Consider the following 15,216-nt stretch of genomic DNA (forward strand, 5'->3'; position numbering starts at 1 on the left):
TGTAATTCACTTCCGGCTCTCCGTAACGTGGAACGTAGTCCACCCGCAGAGCTGAAGGAGCATCCTCATGGATCGCCCATTATTCGAACAGCCCCACCACCTAGACGGATCGTGCCAGCACCTAGTTTCGCCCGAATCACCACCTAGGCGGCCCCAAATCGGTCTGTGCAAGGCCGTTTTGCCACCTAGTCCCGTTTTCAAGATCTAGCCTGCGAAGTGAGCCTCATGTCGGGCATCCATAAAAACAGAAGGCTAGGTCGCGTGTTCGATTCAGAGGTTCAGCGAATCCTCGACTTTGTTGCCCGTGGCATTGGTGTCAGGGTTGTTGGCGCCCCGGGTAGCGGTAAGACGTCGGTGGTACGCAGCGTCATGAGCAATCTGGAGAAGACCGGAGTTTCCGTGCACTTCATCAGCGGACTCCGTACACACCGCACCATCCCGTACTCGGCCATCAAGGGGCTCGGTCTGGAAATGAGGCCTGGCCGTAGCGGTGTCTTCGATATTGCTGATGTGTTCTCGAGCCAGCTGGCCAAGGCCGGCAAACACCTGCTGGTAGTAGACGATCTCCACCTGGTGGATAGTGAATCGTTGGCAGTCTTGGAGGCTGTGAGGCGGAGATCCGATTGTCCTATGGTGGCCACGGCCCCGGAAACATGGGCTTTCTCCAGGGGTCAGTTGGCCGTGCTCAACAACGGTAGGGAGGCGCACCTGCAGTTGGATCCACTCCACTATGAGCAGGTCCACCTACTGATCGCGCAGGTTCTTGGTGCACCCGCAGACGCAGACACAACAGCGCGCATCCTCACCAAGTCGGCCGGAAACCCGCGGCTCATCGTGCGGATCGCAGAGACCGCCTCGCTGAGCAACCTCTTGGTCATGAAGAACAAGCAATGGTGCATGACTGCCGACACCCTATGGAACGAACACCTTCGCGGCACGCTGGAGGCCCTCCTGGCTGAACTGAGTGCTGAGGAGTTCACGGCGCTGCACATCATGGCGATTCTCGGCACCGCACGGGTTGATGTCCTCCACAAAGTCATCCAGCCCGATGCCTTGGAAGGCTTGGAGCGCAGGGGATTCCTGTCCGTCCTGGCGGACCACCACAATGGCTCAATAGCGGCCATCAGTCCGCCCGTCATCGCTGACTACTTCCGAGGGAACAAGAAGCTCCGGGACCGCAAACTGCTCCGCAGCAAGATCGCCGGCGTCCTTGAAGCTGCCCCTCAGGTGGCTCCGGAGAAGCACACCACGGCAGACTGCCTCTCCCGCGTGCTTTCATCGCTCCGTCTGGAGAAGGGCGACGACGACGCCATAACTTCCAGGCACTTCCACGACCACAACGCGGACCGGGAACGCATCCGCTTCGAACGCTGGCAAGCCAACAAGTCAGCCGCCAATGCCGCAGCCCTCCTCCGTATCTACTGGGGTGCCCCCGTGGATGTGGAGCGTGCCTGTCTCGTCTGCGCCGAAACAACAGACTTCGACGCCGATCCCAGAGACCGCCTGTTTGTCACCATCACTGAGGCCATGCTTGCGATCCACACGGGCCGCGGGCCAGGTGCCGCCGTCGACATCCTCCAAAAGTTCGCCGGGGACAATGCGCAGCTGGTAGCTGAAGTAGAGAACGCCATTCTGTTCATCAGCGCTTCCCACGGCAGGGTTCCAGCTGATCCCGCTGACGAACCAGGCGTTTCTGGCGGCCAAGGATCGGGAATGGGGATGTTGGTCCATGGGTTGCTGGAGCTGTACCGCTTCAAGCCAGCTGCAGCGTTGGAAGCCGTTGACGGCGGAGGAGATGATGATGCTTTTTCCCATCTCCGGCCGTTCATACACGGCTTCGCACTCTTTGCCGCCGGCCGCGTAGAGGAGTCGTTGGTCTTCGCTCTGGACTGGCGGGCAGAAGCCCGCAAGAATCTGGACCAGTTCGGCGTGGTCACCAGCAGCTACGTGGCCGCACACGGCCTGCTTTACCGAGGACACTTTGAAGAGGCCGAGTACCTCATGAGCAGTGTCTTTGCGATGGGGCGGCCGGGCTTCGTCGTCGACTCGCTCTACGACGCGATGCTCAGGTTGGCTGGGCTCCGGCACGCGACAACTGCCATAGTGCCGACGCTTTCCATAGCCGCACAGGCGCGGACGGAGGTGCCGGACGTTGGTCCGATACCCGGCATCGGCAAGGGAGCTTACGAGCTCATCGCTCACCACAACGCCCAACCTTCAGTGTTCGACCGCAAAGCCGCCAAACTCATCAAGCGGCAGTTGAAGAGCGGCTACGTCCTTGAAGCCATGATGACTGCGCTGCTTTGTACGTGCCTTTGCCCGGGCCGGCCAGTTTTGGATCTACTGCAGAAGATCTTGCGGGAGAGCGGCGTGACAGTCCATGACCAGCTCATTGCCATCGCTACCGCAGTGGTTGAAGGTGACCATAAGCTGCTGGGGCTGCTCCTCAAGCACTACGAACCTGACATCGACACCTACCAGGTGGGGATGCTGCTCCGAGGAGCCCTCAAGCGCCACGTGATCGACGGTGACGCTGCAGCAGCTGACGCATTGGCGCAGGCTTCATCCATCTTCGCTGTCCGCTTCCCATCGGCCAATGAGCAGCTCTCCTTCAATTCCTTCAGGACCACACCGCTGACCGAAAGAGAGATCGAGGTCGCCGTCTTAGCAGGACACCGCACCAACGTGGAAATCGCGGAACATCTCGGCATCAGCGCGAGGACAGTCGAAAACCACATCTCCAACGCGCTGCGGAAGACTGGTGCAACATCCCGCAATAGTCTTTTCATGCTGGTGGGGAATTCACTTCCGCCGCGCTGACCCGGATAGGCTGGATATCCGTGAGCAACTCTCCGGCTTTGGCCCGCCGACTAGGCACGTTCGACGCATCGCTGATCGGTTTGGGATCAATGATCGGTGCCGGTGTGTTCGCGGCGTTCACCCCAGCCGCTGCTGCCGCGGGATCAGGGCTGCTGATCGGGTTGGTAGTGGCTGCCTTCGTCGCCTTCTGCAACGCGACCTCATCGGCCCAACTGGCTGCGGCCTATCCAACGTCCGGCGGTACCTACATCTACGGTCGGGAACGGCTCGGCCCTTGGTCCGGCTTCCTGGCAGGATGGGGATTCGTCATCGGCAAAACGGCGAGTGCCGCTGCCATGGCGATGACCTTTGCGGCCTATGCCGCACCGCAAGGTTGGGAGCGCCCGGTGGCGATTGCCGCCGTCGTGATTTTGACTGCTGTGAACTATCACGGCGTGACTCGCACAGCCGGGCTTACGCGCGTGCTGGTAGTCGCCGTACTTGCCGCCCTGGCGATTGCTGTCGCGGCGGTCTGGGGTGGCTCTGGTCCTGACTTTGACAGCTTTATGGGCGAGGGGCTGCTGGCCCAAGGCTGGTACGGCATCCTGCAATCAGCGGGGCTGCTGTTCTTCGCGTTTGCCGGGTATGCGAGGATCGCGACGATGGGTGAGGAAGTGCGTGAGCCCAAGCGCACCATACCCCGGGCCATCAGCATTGCACTGGGGATCACCATCATCATCTACGCCGTCATAGCCATTACTTTGCTGGCGGCTCTCGGCCCCGACGGCGTGGCTGCTACGGCGACCCCCTTGGCCGACGCGGTAGGTGCGGGCACTTTGGCTTGGGCTTCGCCCGTGGTTCGCGTCGGTGCAGCCGTTGCGTCTCTGGGTGCGTTGTTGGCACTTGTCGCAGGGCTCGGCCGGACGAGCCTGGCCATGGCGCGCGAACACGATCTGCCGCACTGGCTCTCCGCTGTGCATCCGCGCTACAAGGTCCCGCATCGCGCTGAAGTCACGCTAGCCGTGGTGGTCTGCTTGATCATCGCAGTTGCTGATCTTCGCGGGGCAATCGGCTTCTCGTCATTCGGAGTGCTGCTCTACTACTTGGTTGCCAACATCGCCGCCTACACCCAGCCGTTGGAAGACCGCCGCTACCCGAAGTTCTTTCAGGTGGCGGGTGCTGTTGCGTGCGTGGTTCTTGTTGCCACCCTTCCGCCTGTGTCAGCCGGATTGGGTGTGCTGATGTTCGCGGTGGGCATCGTGTACCGTCTGGTGCGTCTGCGGATTAGTCGTCCTGCCAGCTGATGTTCCGGCTGGGCACGGCCCCACCTGGGGGTAGTCGGATGGAGCCGTGCCGCAGTGCCTCCTACGCGTGGAGCGAGTGGGGTAACCCGCCGGACACCGGGAATCCCGCCCCGAGAGGCACAAAAAGAGACTATGACCGGCAATCGGCCTCTAGGTGTTCAAATCCTCAAACTAGGTGGTCGAGAGACGCATAATTGGGGGCAAATTCATCAAAATTAGGTGCTGAGCGGCAGCGTCTAGGTGTTGGCCCGCCGTCGAGCGTTCCTGCGTTCCACGGACTCCATGTAGGTAACGATGCTCGCAATGGTCAGGGCTACCGAGCAGACAACAGCCAGCGCAGTGGACGCCTCCTGGAAGGGAACCACCACCAGAGGGCTGAGCATCATGGCATTGCCAAAGCCGGATGCGGCGAAGAGTCCTGCTTTCAGGAGCAGACAGGTGAACGGTTCGGCAATCAACATCGCTACGGGCGCCACAACTCCCAGCGCCATTGTGAGAACGACAGCCGTGGTCCGCAAATCTGAAGGATCAAGGATTTCCAGGCCTTCTGGAGGGGGCGCAGTTCCTAACAGGGTGGCCGACACCGCCGAGCAAACAGCTATGACGCAGGTGATGATGCGAAGCGCTGCTGGGTAGAAGTGCGTGATCACTGGTAAGTCCTTGTCGTTGTAGGTTCAACCCCCGTCCGTAGTGGTAGTAGTCCGTGCCAATGACATATGACGCGAAACTTCTCTTCGCGCTGAGAGAACTGCGAAGATTCGGGGAAGGGCGTTCTCAGCTGAGAAGAACCGATGCTGTTCCTGACGGGAGAAGTCTTTTCTTTTGGTTGGGTCGTCTAATGACTGCCATCGATGGCGTCGCTGGCAGCTGCAAATCAAACTCGCTCAGGATCTGGCTCCAGCCGTGCGGGAGCGCTCCCTTGTGACCAGCCGCGTTGACGATGTTCTCGCCCCGCCGGAAACTCGGGCTTCCGAAATATGTCACCGAAGGTCCGGCCGATCGTGCTACATCACCCGCATCAGAGAGTATCCAACCCAGACTCCTGGGGCGCGCCATAACCGGACAGCTCCTGCTTGCGTATACGGTTTGAAAGGACTTGAAACGGCGCTCTGTGTGGTCAGCGAACACTACAGAGTTGCGAAGGCGTACCTACGTCGTACAGAACTGGAGATTGAATCGTCATGGTCTTTTTCAGGGTAAGAGTTCTGCTCTGGCCTCTCGTGCTGATCACCCTGATGGTCGTTGCCGGAGTGGGCACCGCTTTCGCTTCCGGTGGGCTGAACGCTCTCGCTCTCGGTTCGCTGCTAACGAGCAGCTCGAACGAACGTGATTCGCAAGTGATGCAGTCTGTCACCCGCGTGCAGGAGGTTGCCTTGGTTAGCCTTCACATCGAGGGTGTCGCGAGGCACGAAAGCAATGGAGAGATTCTTGGCGTTGCCGTACCGGCTAGCGAGAAAACGACACTGATCCAGTACAGGTTCGATGCAAAACTTGGCATCGATGGGTCAGAGGTGAAGATCGAATCCACCGGCCCGGAGTCTTACCGGGTGACCATCCCTGAATTCATCGGCATCGGTTTCGACGATCCCGTCTTCGAAGACCCCCTAGAGAGCAGCGAGGCGTTTAGCTGGCTGACGCCATCAGCCGTTCAAACCCGCATGATCAACAATATTCTCAGCGATGAGAATAAGCAGAAGTACATCACCCAAAATGAAGCAGCGCTAAAAGAGCAGGCCAAGGTTTTCTACGCCGGGATCTTCGCGGGCGTCGATCCGGAAATCGACATCGAGTTTGAGTTCGCAAGGTAGCATCCACCGCAGCCTGTTGCGATGATCGCTAGAAACCGCCGAGAGACGGGGGAAACCCGGACCCAAACCATCCATCGATGCAGCGATATGTCGGTGCGCAGCGGCTCCACTGCGAGTACCCCCAGCAGTGGCCACGGCAACGCGGACAATGGAAAACACGCATCCTGTTGAGCCGCTCTCGATCGCTGAAGCTAGGCAACGCCAGCGATAGTGCAGCGCTTCACGCGCGCTGCGTGCTTTTTCCTGTCGGCGGGCTTCGCCTGGCCTCCGTCAGTGCCAACAACCGAAGCACCCGTCCCCAAGCCGCGGACCGTCCAACCTGCGCTCCGCCAAGCCTCAGCGTCCAGGACGTTGCGAGCGTCCAGCACCATCCGGCGTCGTACGAGTGCTCCCGCAACAACGGGCGAGAGCGACACGTATTCGTTCCATTCGGTGAGCAGCAGCACCAGTTCGGCGCCTTCGAGGGCGCGTTTGGTGGAGGCTTCGAAGCGGATTTGCGGGTAGCGGATCCAGGCATTGTTGATGGCTTTGGGGTCCGTGACGGTCACGTGTGCGCCGGCGGCCGCCAGCTGTTGGGCGACGTCAAGGGCGGGGGAGTCGCGGATGTCGTCGGTGTCGGGCTTGAACGCGGCACCAAGGATTGTCACCGTGCGGCCGGACAGGAAGCCGCGGCACATCTCGCGGGCGACCTCAACAGCGCGGGAACGCTGGTCCAGGTTCACCGAATCAACCAGGGCCATCCACTCATCCACAGACGGCACCGAAAGCTCGCGCGCCTGGGCACGGAATGACCTGATGTCCTTGGGCAGGCAGCCGCCGCCGAAGCCGAGCCCGGCGTGCAGGTATCGGTTGCCGATGCGCGGATCCAGGCCCATTGCTTCGCTGAGCTCGCTTACGTCGGCGCCCGATGCGTCGCACAGCTCAGCCATCGCGTTGATGAAGCTGACCTTCGTGGCTAGGAACGCATTCGACGCCGACTTGATGAGCTCCGCCGTCGCGAAATTGCAGACCAGCCGCGGGATACCGGCGCTGATCAGCGGCTCGTACACCGCATCCAGCACTGCAGTAATCGGCGCGCCTGCCGCGGCACCCTTGCCGCCAGGGACGCCGTAAACCAGGCGGTCAGGCACCAGCGAATCCTTGACGGCCGTGCCCTGACGCAGAAATTCGGGGTTCCAGCCGAGCAACACGTCCGAGCGGCGAGCCAAGATTGCGCGGAGCGTCTCAACCGTGCCTACCGGCACTGTTGATTTACCCACGACGGCGGCGCCCTTGGCCAGGTACGGCAGGAGGCTCTTCGTAGCGCCCATCAGGTACGAGAGGTCGGCGGTGTCTGAGGTCTTGGACTGCGGTGTACCCACGCAGAGGAAGTGGACTTGGGCATCAGCGGCAGCCGCGAAGTCCGTGGTGAACAGGAGCCGGCCGGTGGTGCGTCCATCTTTGAGGAGCTCATCCAACCCGGGCTCGTGGAAGGGCGCCATCGCCTTGTTGAGCTGCTCAACCTTGGAGGAGTCGACGTCGATACCCACCACGGTGTGGCCCATCGAAGCGAGCGTTGCTGCATGGACTGCGCCGAGGTAGCCGCAGCCGATCACGGAGATCTTCATGAGGAGGGTCCTTTGCTTGAGGTGAATTCGCTGGGCCCGATTGTTCCGCTGGGCACGCCGGAGATGACTTCGTTGTAATGGCGCACCAGGTCTGCGCTGAGGACAGGCCACGTCCGCCCTTGGACTGAAGCGGTAGCTGCCGTTGCGAACGCGCGGCGCTTGGCGTCGTCGCCGATCAAGTCCTGCACATAGCCGCGCAGCTGGCCAAGGTTGCCGGGCTCATACAGCCAGCCCGTGCGTGAGTTCTCGACGAGGTCCAAGGGGCCGCCGCGGCCGGTCGCGACCACAGGAACGCCCGATGCCATGGCTTCCTGGATGGTTTGGCAGAAGGTCTCGAACTCGCCGGGATGGACGAACAGGTCGAAACCGGCGACAGCTTGAGCCAGCGCATCCCCACCGAGGAAGCCGGCGAAGTGGGCGTTCGGCAGGGCCGCTTGGAGCGCTTCACGTTGCGGGCCGTCACCAACGATGACCACTTTCGTGTTCGGCAAATCCGCCAGTACGGCCAGATCCTCAATCTGTTTCTCGACGGCGAGCCGGCCAACGTAGCCGATGATGCGGTGACCGTCGGGCGCCACTGAGCTGCGCCACGCCGTCGAACGCTTAGCGGGATTGAAGCGCGCGGTATCCACACCGCGGCGCCACATGTCCACGCGCAGAATGCCGCGTCCGCGCAACTGGTTCAGCGCGAACGTTGACGGCACCAGTGTTCGGGTGGCCAGGAGGTGGATGTTGTCCACGCGGTTCCAAGCCCAGTTCTCCAGGAACGGCACACCGTACCGGGCGGCGTAGCTGGGGACTTCGGTTTGGTAGATCGCGACAGTCGGGATGCCGAGCTGATGGGCGGCCTGCACGGCGCGCCAGCCGAGGACGAAAGGGGAAGCGAGGTGCACGACGTCGGGGGAGAAATCGGCAAGGATTCGCTTGACCCGATTCACACCACCCAACGCAACCCGCACATTCGTGTAGCCGGCCAGCGGCACCGAAGGAAGCCGGTGCACATACGCACCCTTCTCGACGCTCGAAACATCAGTGTCCGACGTCGACGGCGCGATCACCATCACCTCATCCCCACGCTCCTGCAGATGCTCCAGCACTCGCAGTATCGAATGGGTTACCCCATTCATCAGTGGCAGGAATGATTCGGCGACGATTGCGATCCTCACGCCTACAACGTTGGTCGCGACGGTTGGCTTAGCGGGTTCGAACGGGTGGCTTGTGGGGGAAGAGTTGGTTAACAGGTGGGTGAGATGTTTGTCTCAGTGTGGCTATGGCTCATCGACTGGCTGGGCGGTCATGACTTCTGGAGTTTGTCACGTTTGCTGGGGGAAGGATCTCCTCTCGCACAGATGTCGACGCCGATGTTGGGGAAGGTACGGTCGTCGTCCAGGAGGTTCTGGCACTCTTGTCTGTGTCACTGTGGACCCGGTGGAAAGAGATGACGACGTTTCTTAGCGGAAGATGCATAGACCTGTGTCGCCACTGCTTGCTGCGGACAGTAATATGAATCGCTGCCTAACAATCCTCGGGAAAGGGATGACAAAGCCCCGGCATATGGTGGCTCTTCAAAGGTTGGACCAATAAGTTGGTTTCCGAATCAAGAAGGGCGACGCCATCTGCCAGGGCTTTGTGGTTCTCCTAGAATGTTTACTTGGTTGCTACGAATACTTTGTCGCCGAGCATTCCTGGTCGGACTGCGAGGACGCCCTGACCGGCAGTAGCGCTAGGTACCTCAAATGCTTTGTTCCCTGTAGCAGTGGCACCCTTGTACAGGGTGCTCATGTTGTCAATTGATTCCGGCGCCATTATGAGTTTATCGAGCCCATCAACCGTTTTACCTTCCGGCGTCACGTACTCAACGGACACAAAAGCCGGCATTTGTCCATTAGCGTCGTCACCTTTGTAGGTAGCGGAGTAGTTGACGAGAACGTACTCCGACCCTGCGGCCGGTGCTTCATTGAATTGGTTGGCCGCAATCACAGCATCCGTAGCCGCAAGCGTGACTGAGTTAATCACCACTCGCCAGTCCTCGGACTCGATCACTGAACCGATGGGGTATGGCTTCTCACGAGTTCCGGCGTTGTCGCCCGTGTCCGTCTTAGTGCCACCGTCGGGTGCGGCATCGTTGGAGGGTTCTACCACCGTGGTGTCGCCACTGCCCAAGGCGTTATCGAATGATGTCGCAACAACGGCAGTAAATACGACGACGCCGACTATTGTGCCGACGACGGATGTAATTAGGGCTGTGATTCCCATCCACTTGGCCTTGTCTTTGAGGAACAGCGAGACGAGGGCAAGTATGAATGCGATCGGCAGCAGAATCCAACCGACGATGAGTGCACCGGGTATGCACGCAAAAATAAAGCCGAGGACGGCCGTAATGAGCGCAATGAGACCCAATACGTTTAGCTGCTTTTTTGTGTTCAATGGTTGCGCTGGGAGTGTGTAGGTCGGAGTGCCTGCACCGTATGTGTGAGGTGTCTGCTGGTGATGGGGCGAAGGCTGCTGGGAGCCCTCCCCAGGGAGCTCTGGAGTTGTCATGGCATAACTATGGCAGAGCAAAGGGATTCCCTACTTTTAAGACACGATGCCAAAAACGGTGCGTTAGGAATTTGGCTACTCGTCGGCGTTCACTGTCACGCAAATGAAACCGTACTGTCAGATGATGGGGCGCTTATGACGCTCGGTCGCGCGCCCTCTTCAGATCCTTCCGCAACCCCCGGTTGTCCGCCCGCAGTTCCCGGTTATCGTCAGCCAACCCGCGGTTGTCCTCCGTCAGCCCCCGGTTCTCGGCCTCCAACTCCAGCACCAGCTTCACCCCGGCCAGGTTCAGCCCCTCGTCCAACAACACCCCGATCCTGCGCAGCGTCGCGAGGTCGCTTTCGCTGTAGCGGCGAGTGCCGCCGTCGGTCCTTTCCGGGGTGAGCAGGCCTTTGCGCTCGTACTGCCTGATGTTCTGCTGCCCCGTGCCGACAAGTTCAGCTGCCACCGAGATCGCGTAGACCCCGCGCGCGTCCCGGTCGTTAGCCGAACCCTCACCCGAGGTGCCGTCCGCACCAGAAGGAGCCAGGCCGCCGTCGTACTCTTCAGCGGCAGTCTCAACATCCGAAGCTGCCATCAAAAACCTCCAAAAATCTTCCGGAAAACTACTTGCATCAACTCTCTCACCGGTGCTATAAAAAATCTATACCAGCCAACATAGATCGAGCAGGACTGAGCAGGCTGGTACCCACAACAGAATCAGCATCAAGATCCAAAGGAGTGAGAACCACATGCTGATGCGCACTGACCCGTTCCGCGAATTCGACAGGCTCGCCCAACAGGTTTTTGGCACAACAGCACGCCCGGCCGGAATGCCGATGGATGCATGGCAGGAGGACGGACAATTTGTTGTTGCCTTCGATCTGCCCGGCGTAAGCCCTGATTCAGTTGAGCTGGACGTCGAACGGAACGTCCTCACGGTAAAGGCAGAACGCAAGTCGCCCGCAGGCGAGAACACCGAGATGATCGCCGCCGAGCGCCCACAGGGCATCTTCAGCCGGCAGCTCATCCTCGGTGACACCTTGGATACCGACGGCGTCCAGGCCAGCTACGACGCCGGGGTGCTCACCCTCCGCATCCCCGTCGCCGAGAAGGCCAAGCCGCGGCGCATCGAGATCCAATCCAGCGGGCAGAGGCAGGAAATCAACGCCTAATCCCGTCCGCCCTGCCGGAAGGCTCACCCGGGGTGGCCAACCGGCAGGGCGTCAGCCGGGAACAACGGAGGCGGCCGCATCGGAATAGTTGGGCGCAGGCTTCGCGCCACGTCACAGCGTTTTTTAACGCACATGAAAGCGGCCCCCGCCCGTCGTCTCCCGATTGATGGCCCCCGGTTCAGCCGGGGGCCATCTCCAAATCCGCAGCAGGAACCGGAACCAGCAGTGAGCACCCAACCTAACCACTACGCCGCTCTTCACCTGTCGCCGGACGCGACGGCCCGCGAGATCAGCCGCGCCTACCGCGCGCTGCTCCGGACCCATCACCCGGACACGCGCCAAAGGGTCGACGACGGCGACACCACCTCCGCGGCCGACCTCCAGGAACTGCACGCCATCATGCAGGCGTACGTCGTTTTGTCGGACCCAGAGAAGCGGGCGGCATACGACCGTGCGCGGCTGAGTCCTGTCGGTAAGAGCGGATCGGGCGGTACGGGCGGAACGCCTGTGAAGGTTCGGTTCCATCGGCGCGAACCTACCCCGGGACGAGAGTCTGCCGGCCGCGAAAGGGACCAGTCGCCGCTCGCGTTTGGGCCACCCCGCTGGGAACCTTCACCCCGCAATATGAGATCACCGAGGAGTAATCCATGAGTGCTTGGCGTCCGTACGACGGTCACATCATTCCAGCGTTCTACGAGCGGTTCGAGAAACGCTGGGGGAGAGGGACGGCCCCGTTCCTGGACCCCGAAGTCCACGAACAACCCATGCCACGTGCTCAATGGATCAATCCGGACACCGGGGCTGCCGTCGCCGTGGTCCCCATCTGGACCGACGACCCCGAGCACCGCTCCTTCGGCGTCTTCTACCTGCCGCCGGCCGGGGATATCTGGATGCTCCGCCCAGGGCCAACGACGTTCATGGAACCGAGCGGGGGAGCCAGTGGGGAGCAGGTGACTCTCCGCAATGACGCCTTCAAGAAGGCCGTCAACCACGCCAAGGAGTTCATCTACGGGCCCCAGCTCTGATGGCCGGCGGGGTCGGCACGTAGTTAACGCCCGCCGTCGACCATTCCTGACACCCAAATTCCTGAGGGCTGTCGATGACCACCCGCGCCACCTGGATGTGAGCAGCGACAGTGAATATACGTGGCGCAGGTCGGATTGGGCGGCGCAGGAACAACCAAAAAAGAAGGCTGGTGCAGCCTCTGGAAAGAATCCCAAGGCGGCTGCACCAGCTGCTAGTACGACTTTCTGTTATGAGTTGTGACACCTATCCATTGGCCGCTCCTAGTTCCCGGCTTCGATTGTTTCCGGGCCTTTCAAATCCTGTGCAGGGCGGGACGAAGCTGAGGTGGTCGTTGAGGGCTCCGTCCCCGGGAGAACACCTCCCATTTTACGGCGGCCTATGGGAAAAAGCGCTGGAATTCCCTGTATTTCAGGGGTGCCTGCCGGGGGAGTGCTGCCTACCGTGGCACGATAGATCACGATGAAACTGCGCGCTGATCAGACCGGAAACCGTGGCCTCCCGATGCCCCTTTGGCTACAGGGTGGTTTGGAAGCGGCTCAGGCAGCGTTCATTTCAGCCATTGTCGTGATTCTTCCGCTGGTGGGAGTGTGGGCTACCGACGGCTTCCAGAACCGGAACGTGGACGCCTTGGCGCGCCTGGCCGGCCAAGCATGGCTGCTGATCCACGGTGTCCCGCTGGAGTTGGCGCACGTCAACCTCGGCACTGCTGCCCAACCCGGTTCGGGTTTACTGTCCCTCATCCCGCTTGGCCTGACACTCATTCCGTTCCTGCTCGCTTGGCGTGCCGGCCGTCGACTCGCCCGGGCGTCGTACACCGACCAACTGTGGCAGGCGTTTCTGGGCGCGTTCGTGGTGTACGCAGCATTCGGGACGGCCACGGGATTCGTGTGCCGCACCCCCGAAGTCGTCATTAACCTGTGGTTCGCCATGACCATCCCGCTGATCTCCTTCGGCCTGGGCATGATCGTGGGCGCCCGACGCGAAGCGGGCTCGTGGAGCCGACTGATCGGCGTCGACGCCGTCGCCTGGCTCGCAAAGACCAGTCAGCATTCCCGCTGGGCCGGCTCATATGTGGGCTCGGCGTTGAAGGCCGGTTTCGTAGCAGCGATGGCCTCCGTTTGTTTGGCCGCGCTGTTGCTGGCTGTGACCATCGTGTGGCATTGGACGGACATCATTGCCGTCTACGAAGGTCTGCAGGCGGGCGCCATGGGTGGTGCCGTGCTCACCATCGCGCAGCTCGGCTTCCTGCCAAACCTCGTCATTTTCGCCCTGTCCTGGTCCACCGGCGCAGGCTTCTCACTCGGCGTCGGTTCAACAGCGGGTCCGCTGGGTACCGCCGTCGGACCGCTTCCGGCGGTTCCGGTTCTTGGGGCACTTCCCGCGGGACAGCTCGACGCCGGTGCCATGGCCCTGGCGCTTCCCGTCGTCGCCGGCATCCTGGCGGGTTGGTGGTTCCTGCGTGAAGGCGAGAACCATTTCGACGAGTGGCTTTCCATCAAGATCAAAGCCCGCTGGTTCACGGCTACCGCCTCCACCCTGTTCCTGGGCGCGTTCATAGGCATCGTTGCAGGGCTTCTCGGCGGGGCCTTAGCGTGGATCGCGCGAGGTTCAGCAGGAATTGGACGGCTCACGGAAATCGGACCCCACCCGATGTGGACGGCAGTCTGGCTGGCCGCCGAAGTGGGCATCGGCGTCGTGATTGGCTATGCCGTGGGGCCGTGGCTGGAACGCCGCCAAAAGCTGCGCGAGGCCAACCTCGACGAAGTAGCGTACGACGACGAGCACGCCTGAGCGGGTTCGCTCAAGTAACCCTGGGCTAGCGCAGCGGACCCGGCATCGAGTCCTCGAGCTGCGTCAGGCACTGTGTCTTGGCGGATTCCGTCAGCGCCGTGCGTGAGCAGTCCTGGTACGTGCTGACCTGGTTGAAGAAGAGCACGGATGTCAGGATCAGCAAGCACATGACGGCCGTGACAACCAGGCCCGAAATCGTTCCGAACAGCATCAGTTTTGGGTGCTTGTGCTTCAGCGTCCGCACCAGGACGACGATGCCCAACACCAAAGCTGCGAGCGTGAGGATGGCGCTCAACCACACGTAGTTCACGTTCAGTGAGAACACGAAGAACGCGCCCAAAGCCGCCAAAAGGAAAGCACGGAAGAGGTTCTGGCTCACGCCGAGGGCGGACTTTTCGGCCTCGGAGCGGGGTTGTTGGCTCGGCTTGGAACCGACGTCGGGATTCATGTTTTCCAGCCTACGCGAGCCGCCCATAAGCTAGTGCAATGCGCATTGTTGTCCTCGTCTCCGGTACCGGTTCAAATCTCCAGGCTGTCATTGACGCCGTGAAGTCGGGTGAACTGGATGTCGAGATCGCCGCTGTGGGCGCCGACCGGCCCGATACGTACGGCGTAGAGCGCTCCGACGAGGCTGGTATTGAGACGTTCGTGGTCAACTTCAACTCGTTTGAAACCCGCGCCGATTGGGATTCCGCCTTGCGCGACAAAGTCCTGTCCTACAAGCCGGATGTGGTGGTTTCCTCCGGTTTCATGAGGATCGTGAGCGCCGACTTCATCGACGCTTTCGGCGGCAAGTACGTCAACACCCACCCCGCGCTACTGCCGTCGTTCCCGGGCGCCCACGGAGTGCGCGACGCCATCGCATACGGCGTCAAAGTCACGGGCTGCACAGTCCATTGGGCCGACGCCGGCGTGGACACCGGCCCCATCATCGCGCAGGAAGCCGTTGCCATCCTGCCCGAGGACTCCGAAGAATCCCTGCACGAGCGCATCAAGGTAGTGGAGCGCCGCCTGCTGGTCCAGACCCTGGCGGACCTCGCCGCAGCCCCCACCCCCTGACCCAAGTAGGTCGCATTTAAGCGCGTTTAGACCCCTCAAAACGCGCTGTGCTGCTACCTAGTTTCCGTAGAGCATCTTCCGCCTGTGGATAACGGCGCACGGGTATGGCGATGTTTGTCAGCATGGG

The 15,216-nt window shown here is 61.2% G+C and carries 14 protein-coding genes; 8 read left to right on the forward strand and 6 right to left on the reverse strand.

The window, feature by feature from the left end; genetic code table 11:
* Positions 1 to 261: 261 nt before the first annotated feature.
* Entirely contained in the window at positions 262 to 2,820 is a 2,559-nt protein-coding gene (locus tag AC6CH8_RS01380; RefSeq protein WP_498188406.1) for a helix-turn-helix transcriptional regulator, read from the forward strand.
* Positions 2,821 to 2,840: 20 nt separating this feature from the next.
* Entirely contained in the window at positions 2,841 to 4,103 is a 1,263-nt protein-coding gene (locus AC6CH8_RS01385; protein WP_498188407.1) for an APC family permease, read from the forward strand.
* 236 nt (positions 4,104 to 4,339) lie between these two features.
* Here AC6CH8_RS01385 and AC6CH8_RS01390 read toward each other — a convergent pair whose 3' ends face one another.
* Positions 4,340 to 4,753 carry a hypothetical protein gene (locus tag AC6CH8_RS01390; RefSeq protein WP_309074621.1) on the reverse strand — a complete coding sequence of 138 codons (414 nt, stop codon included), beginning with the start codon at positions 4,751 to 4,753 and terminating at the stop codon, positions 4,340 to 4,342.
* Between the two features lie 570 nt (positions 4,754 to 5,323).
* Here AC6CH8_RS01390 and AC6CH8_RS01395 point away from each other — a divergent pair.
* Positions 5,324 to 5,911 carry a hypothetical protein gene (locus AC6CH8_RS01395; RefSeq protein ID WP_498188408.1) on the forward strand — a complete coding sequence of 196 codons (588 nt, stop codon included), beginning with the start codon at positions 5,324 to 5,326 and terminating at the stop codon, positions 5,909 to 5,911.
* A gap of 191 nt (positions 5,912 to 6,102) precedes the next feature.
* On the opposite strand, the gene AC6CH8_RS01400 is transcribed toward AC6CH8_RS01395, so the two are convergent.
* From AC6CH8_RS01400 to AC6CH8_RS01415, 4 genes are all read right to left on the reverse strand, one after another.
* A complete protein-coding gene (locus AC6CH8_RS01400; protein WP_498188409.1) occupies positions 6,103 to 7,518 on the reverse strand; it encodes a UDP-glucose dehydrogenase family protein in 1,416 nt (471 codons plus the stop codon).
* Positions 7,515 to 8,684 carry a glycosyltransferase family 4 protein gene (locus AC6CH8_RS01405; RefSeq protein ID WP_498188410.1) on the reverse strand — a complete coding sequence of 390 codons (1,170 nt, stop codon included), beginning with the start codon at positions 8,682 to 8,684 and terminating at the stop codon, positions 7,515 to 7,517. The genes AC6CH8_RS01400 and AC6CH8_RS01405 overlap by 4 nt, the downstream gene beginning before the upstream one ends.
* Before the next feature lie 481 nt (positions 8,685 to 9,165).
* Positions 9,166 to 9,918 carry a hypothetical protein gene (locus tag AC6CH8_RS01410; RefSeq protein ID WP_498188411.1) on the reverse strand — a complete coding sequence of 251 codons (753 nt, stop codon included), beginning with the start codon at positions 9,916 to 9,918 and terminating at the stop codon, positions 9,166 to 9,168.
* Positions 9,919 to 10,192: 274 nt separating this feature from the next.
* The gene (locus tag AC6CH8_RS01415) at positions 10,193 to 10,636 is read right to left on the reverse strand and encodes a MerR family transcriptional regulator (RefSeq protein WP_498188412.1); all 444 of its coding nucleotides are present in this window, start codon (positions 10,634 to 10,636) and stop codon (positions 10,193 to 10,195) included.
* 154 nt (positions 10,637 to 10,790) lie between these two features.
* Between AC6CH8_RS01415 and AC6CH8_RS01420 the strand changes: the two genes are divergently transcribed.
* From AC6CH8_RS01420 to AC6CH8_RS01435, 4 genes are all read left to right on the forward strand, one after another.
* Positions 10,791 to 11,213 carry an Hsp20/alpha crystallin family protein gene (locus AC6CH8_RS01420; RefSeq protein WP_091465968.1) on the forward strand — a complete coding sequence of 141 codons (423 nt, stop codon included), beginning with the start codon at positions 10,791 to 10,793 and terminating at the stop codon, positions 11,211 to 11,213.
* A 225-nt stretch (positions 11,214 to 11,438) separates the two neighbouring features.
* On the forward strand, positions 11,439 to 11,864 hold the full coding sequence (locus AC6CH8_RS01425; protein ID WP_498188413.1) for a J domain-containing protein: 426 nt from the start codon (positions 11,439 to 11,441) through the stop codon (positions 11,862 to 11,864).
* Positions 11,861 to 12,238 carry a hypothetical protein gene (locus AC6CH8_RS01430; RefSeq protein WP_179019331.1) on the forward strand — a complete coding sequence of 126 codons (378 nt, stop codon included), beginning with the start codon at positions 11,861 to 11,863 and terminating at the stop codon, positions 12,236 to 12,238. Before AC6CH8_RS01425 ends, AC6CH8_RS01430 begins: the two co-directional genes overlap by 4 nt.
* Positions 12,239 to 12,698: 460 nt before the next feature.
* Entirely contained in the window at positions 12,699 to 14,030 is a 1,332-nt protein-coding gene (locus AC6CH8_RS01435) for a cell division protein PerM (RefSeq protein ID WP_178997746.1), read from the forward strand.
* A gap of 25 nt (positions 14,031 to 14,055) precedes the next feature.
* Here AC6CH8_RS01435 and AC6CH8_RS01440 read toward each other — a convergent pair whose 3' ends face one another.
* Positions 14,056 to 14,505, reverse strand: coding sequence for a hypothetical protein (locus tag AC6CH8_RS01440; protein ID WP_091465976.1), 450 nt, complete (start codon positions 14,503 to 14,505; stop codon positions 14,056 to 14,058).
* Between the two features lie 11 nt (positions 14,506 to 14,516).
* On the opposite strand from AC6CH8_RS01440, the gene purN reads away from it, so the two are divergent.
* Positions 14,517 to 15,089 (forward strand): phosphoribosylglycinamide formyltransferase, encoded by a 573-nt coding sequence (purN, locus tag AC6CH8_RS01445; RefSeq protein ID WP_498188414.1) that lies wholly within the window; start codon positions 14,517 to 14,519, stop codon positions 15,087 to 15,089.
* Positions 15,090 to 15,216 lie beyond the last annotated feature (127 nt).

The organism is Paenarthrobacter sp. GQ52 (assembly GCF_059759005.1).

Excerpts from the sequence above, each read along its gene's own strand:
- AC6CH8_RS01400 (WP_498188409.1), bottom strand. The coding sequence starts at position 7,518 with ATGAAGATCTCCGTGATCGGCTGCGGCTACCTCGGCGCAGTCCATGCA.
- AC6CH8_RS01415 (WP_498188412.1), bottom strand. The coding sequence starts at position 10,636 with ATGGCAGCTTCGGATGTTGAGACTGCCGCTGAAGAGTACGACGGCGGC.
- AC6CH8_RS01420 (WP_091465968.1), top strand. The coding sequence starts at position 10,791 with ATGCTGATGCGCACTGACCCGTTCCGCGAATTCGACAGGCTCGCCCAA.
- AC6CH8_RS01430 (WP_179019331.1), top strand. The coding sequence starts at position 11,861 with ATGAGTGCTTGGCGTCCGTACGACGGTCACATCATTCCAGCGTTCTAC.
- AC6CH8_RS01435 (WP_178997746.1), top strand. The coding sequence starts at position 12,699 with ATGAAACTGCGCGCTGATCAGACCGGAAACCGTGGCCTCCCGATGCCC.
- AC6CH8_RS01440 (WP_091465976.1), bottom strand. The coding sequence starts at position 14,505 with ATGGGCGGCTCGCGTAGGCTGGAAAACATGAATCCCGACGTCGGTTCC.
- purN (WP_498188414.1), top strand. The coding sequence starts at position 14,517 with ATGCGCATTGTTGTCCTCGTCTCCGGTACCGGTTCAAATCTCCAGGCT.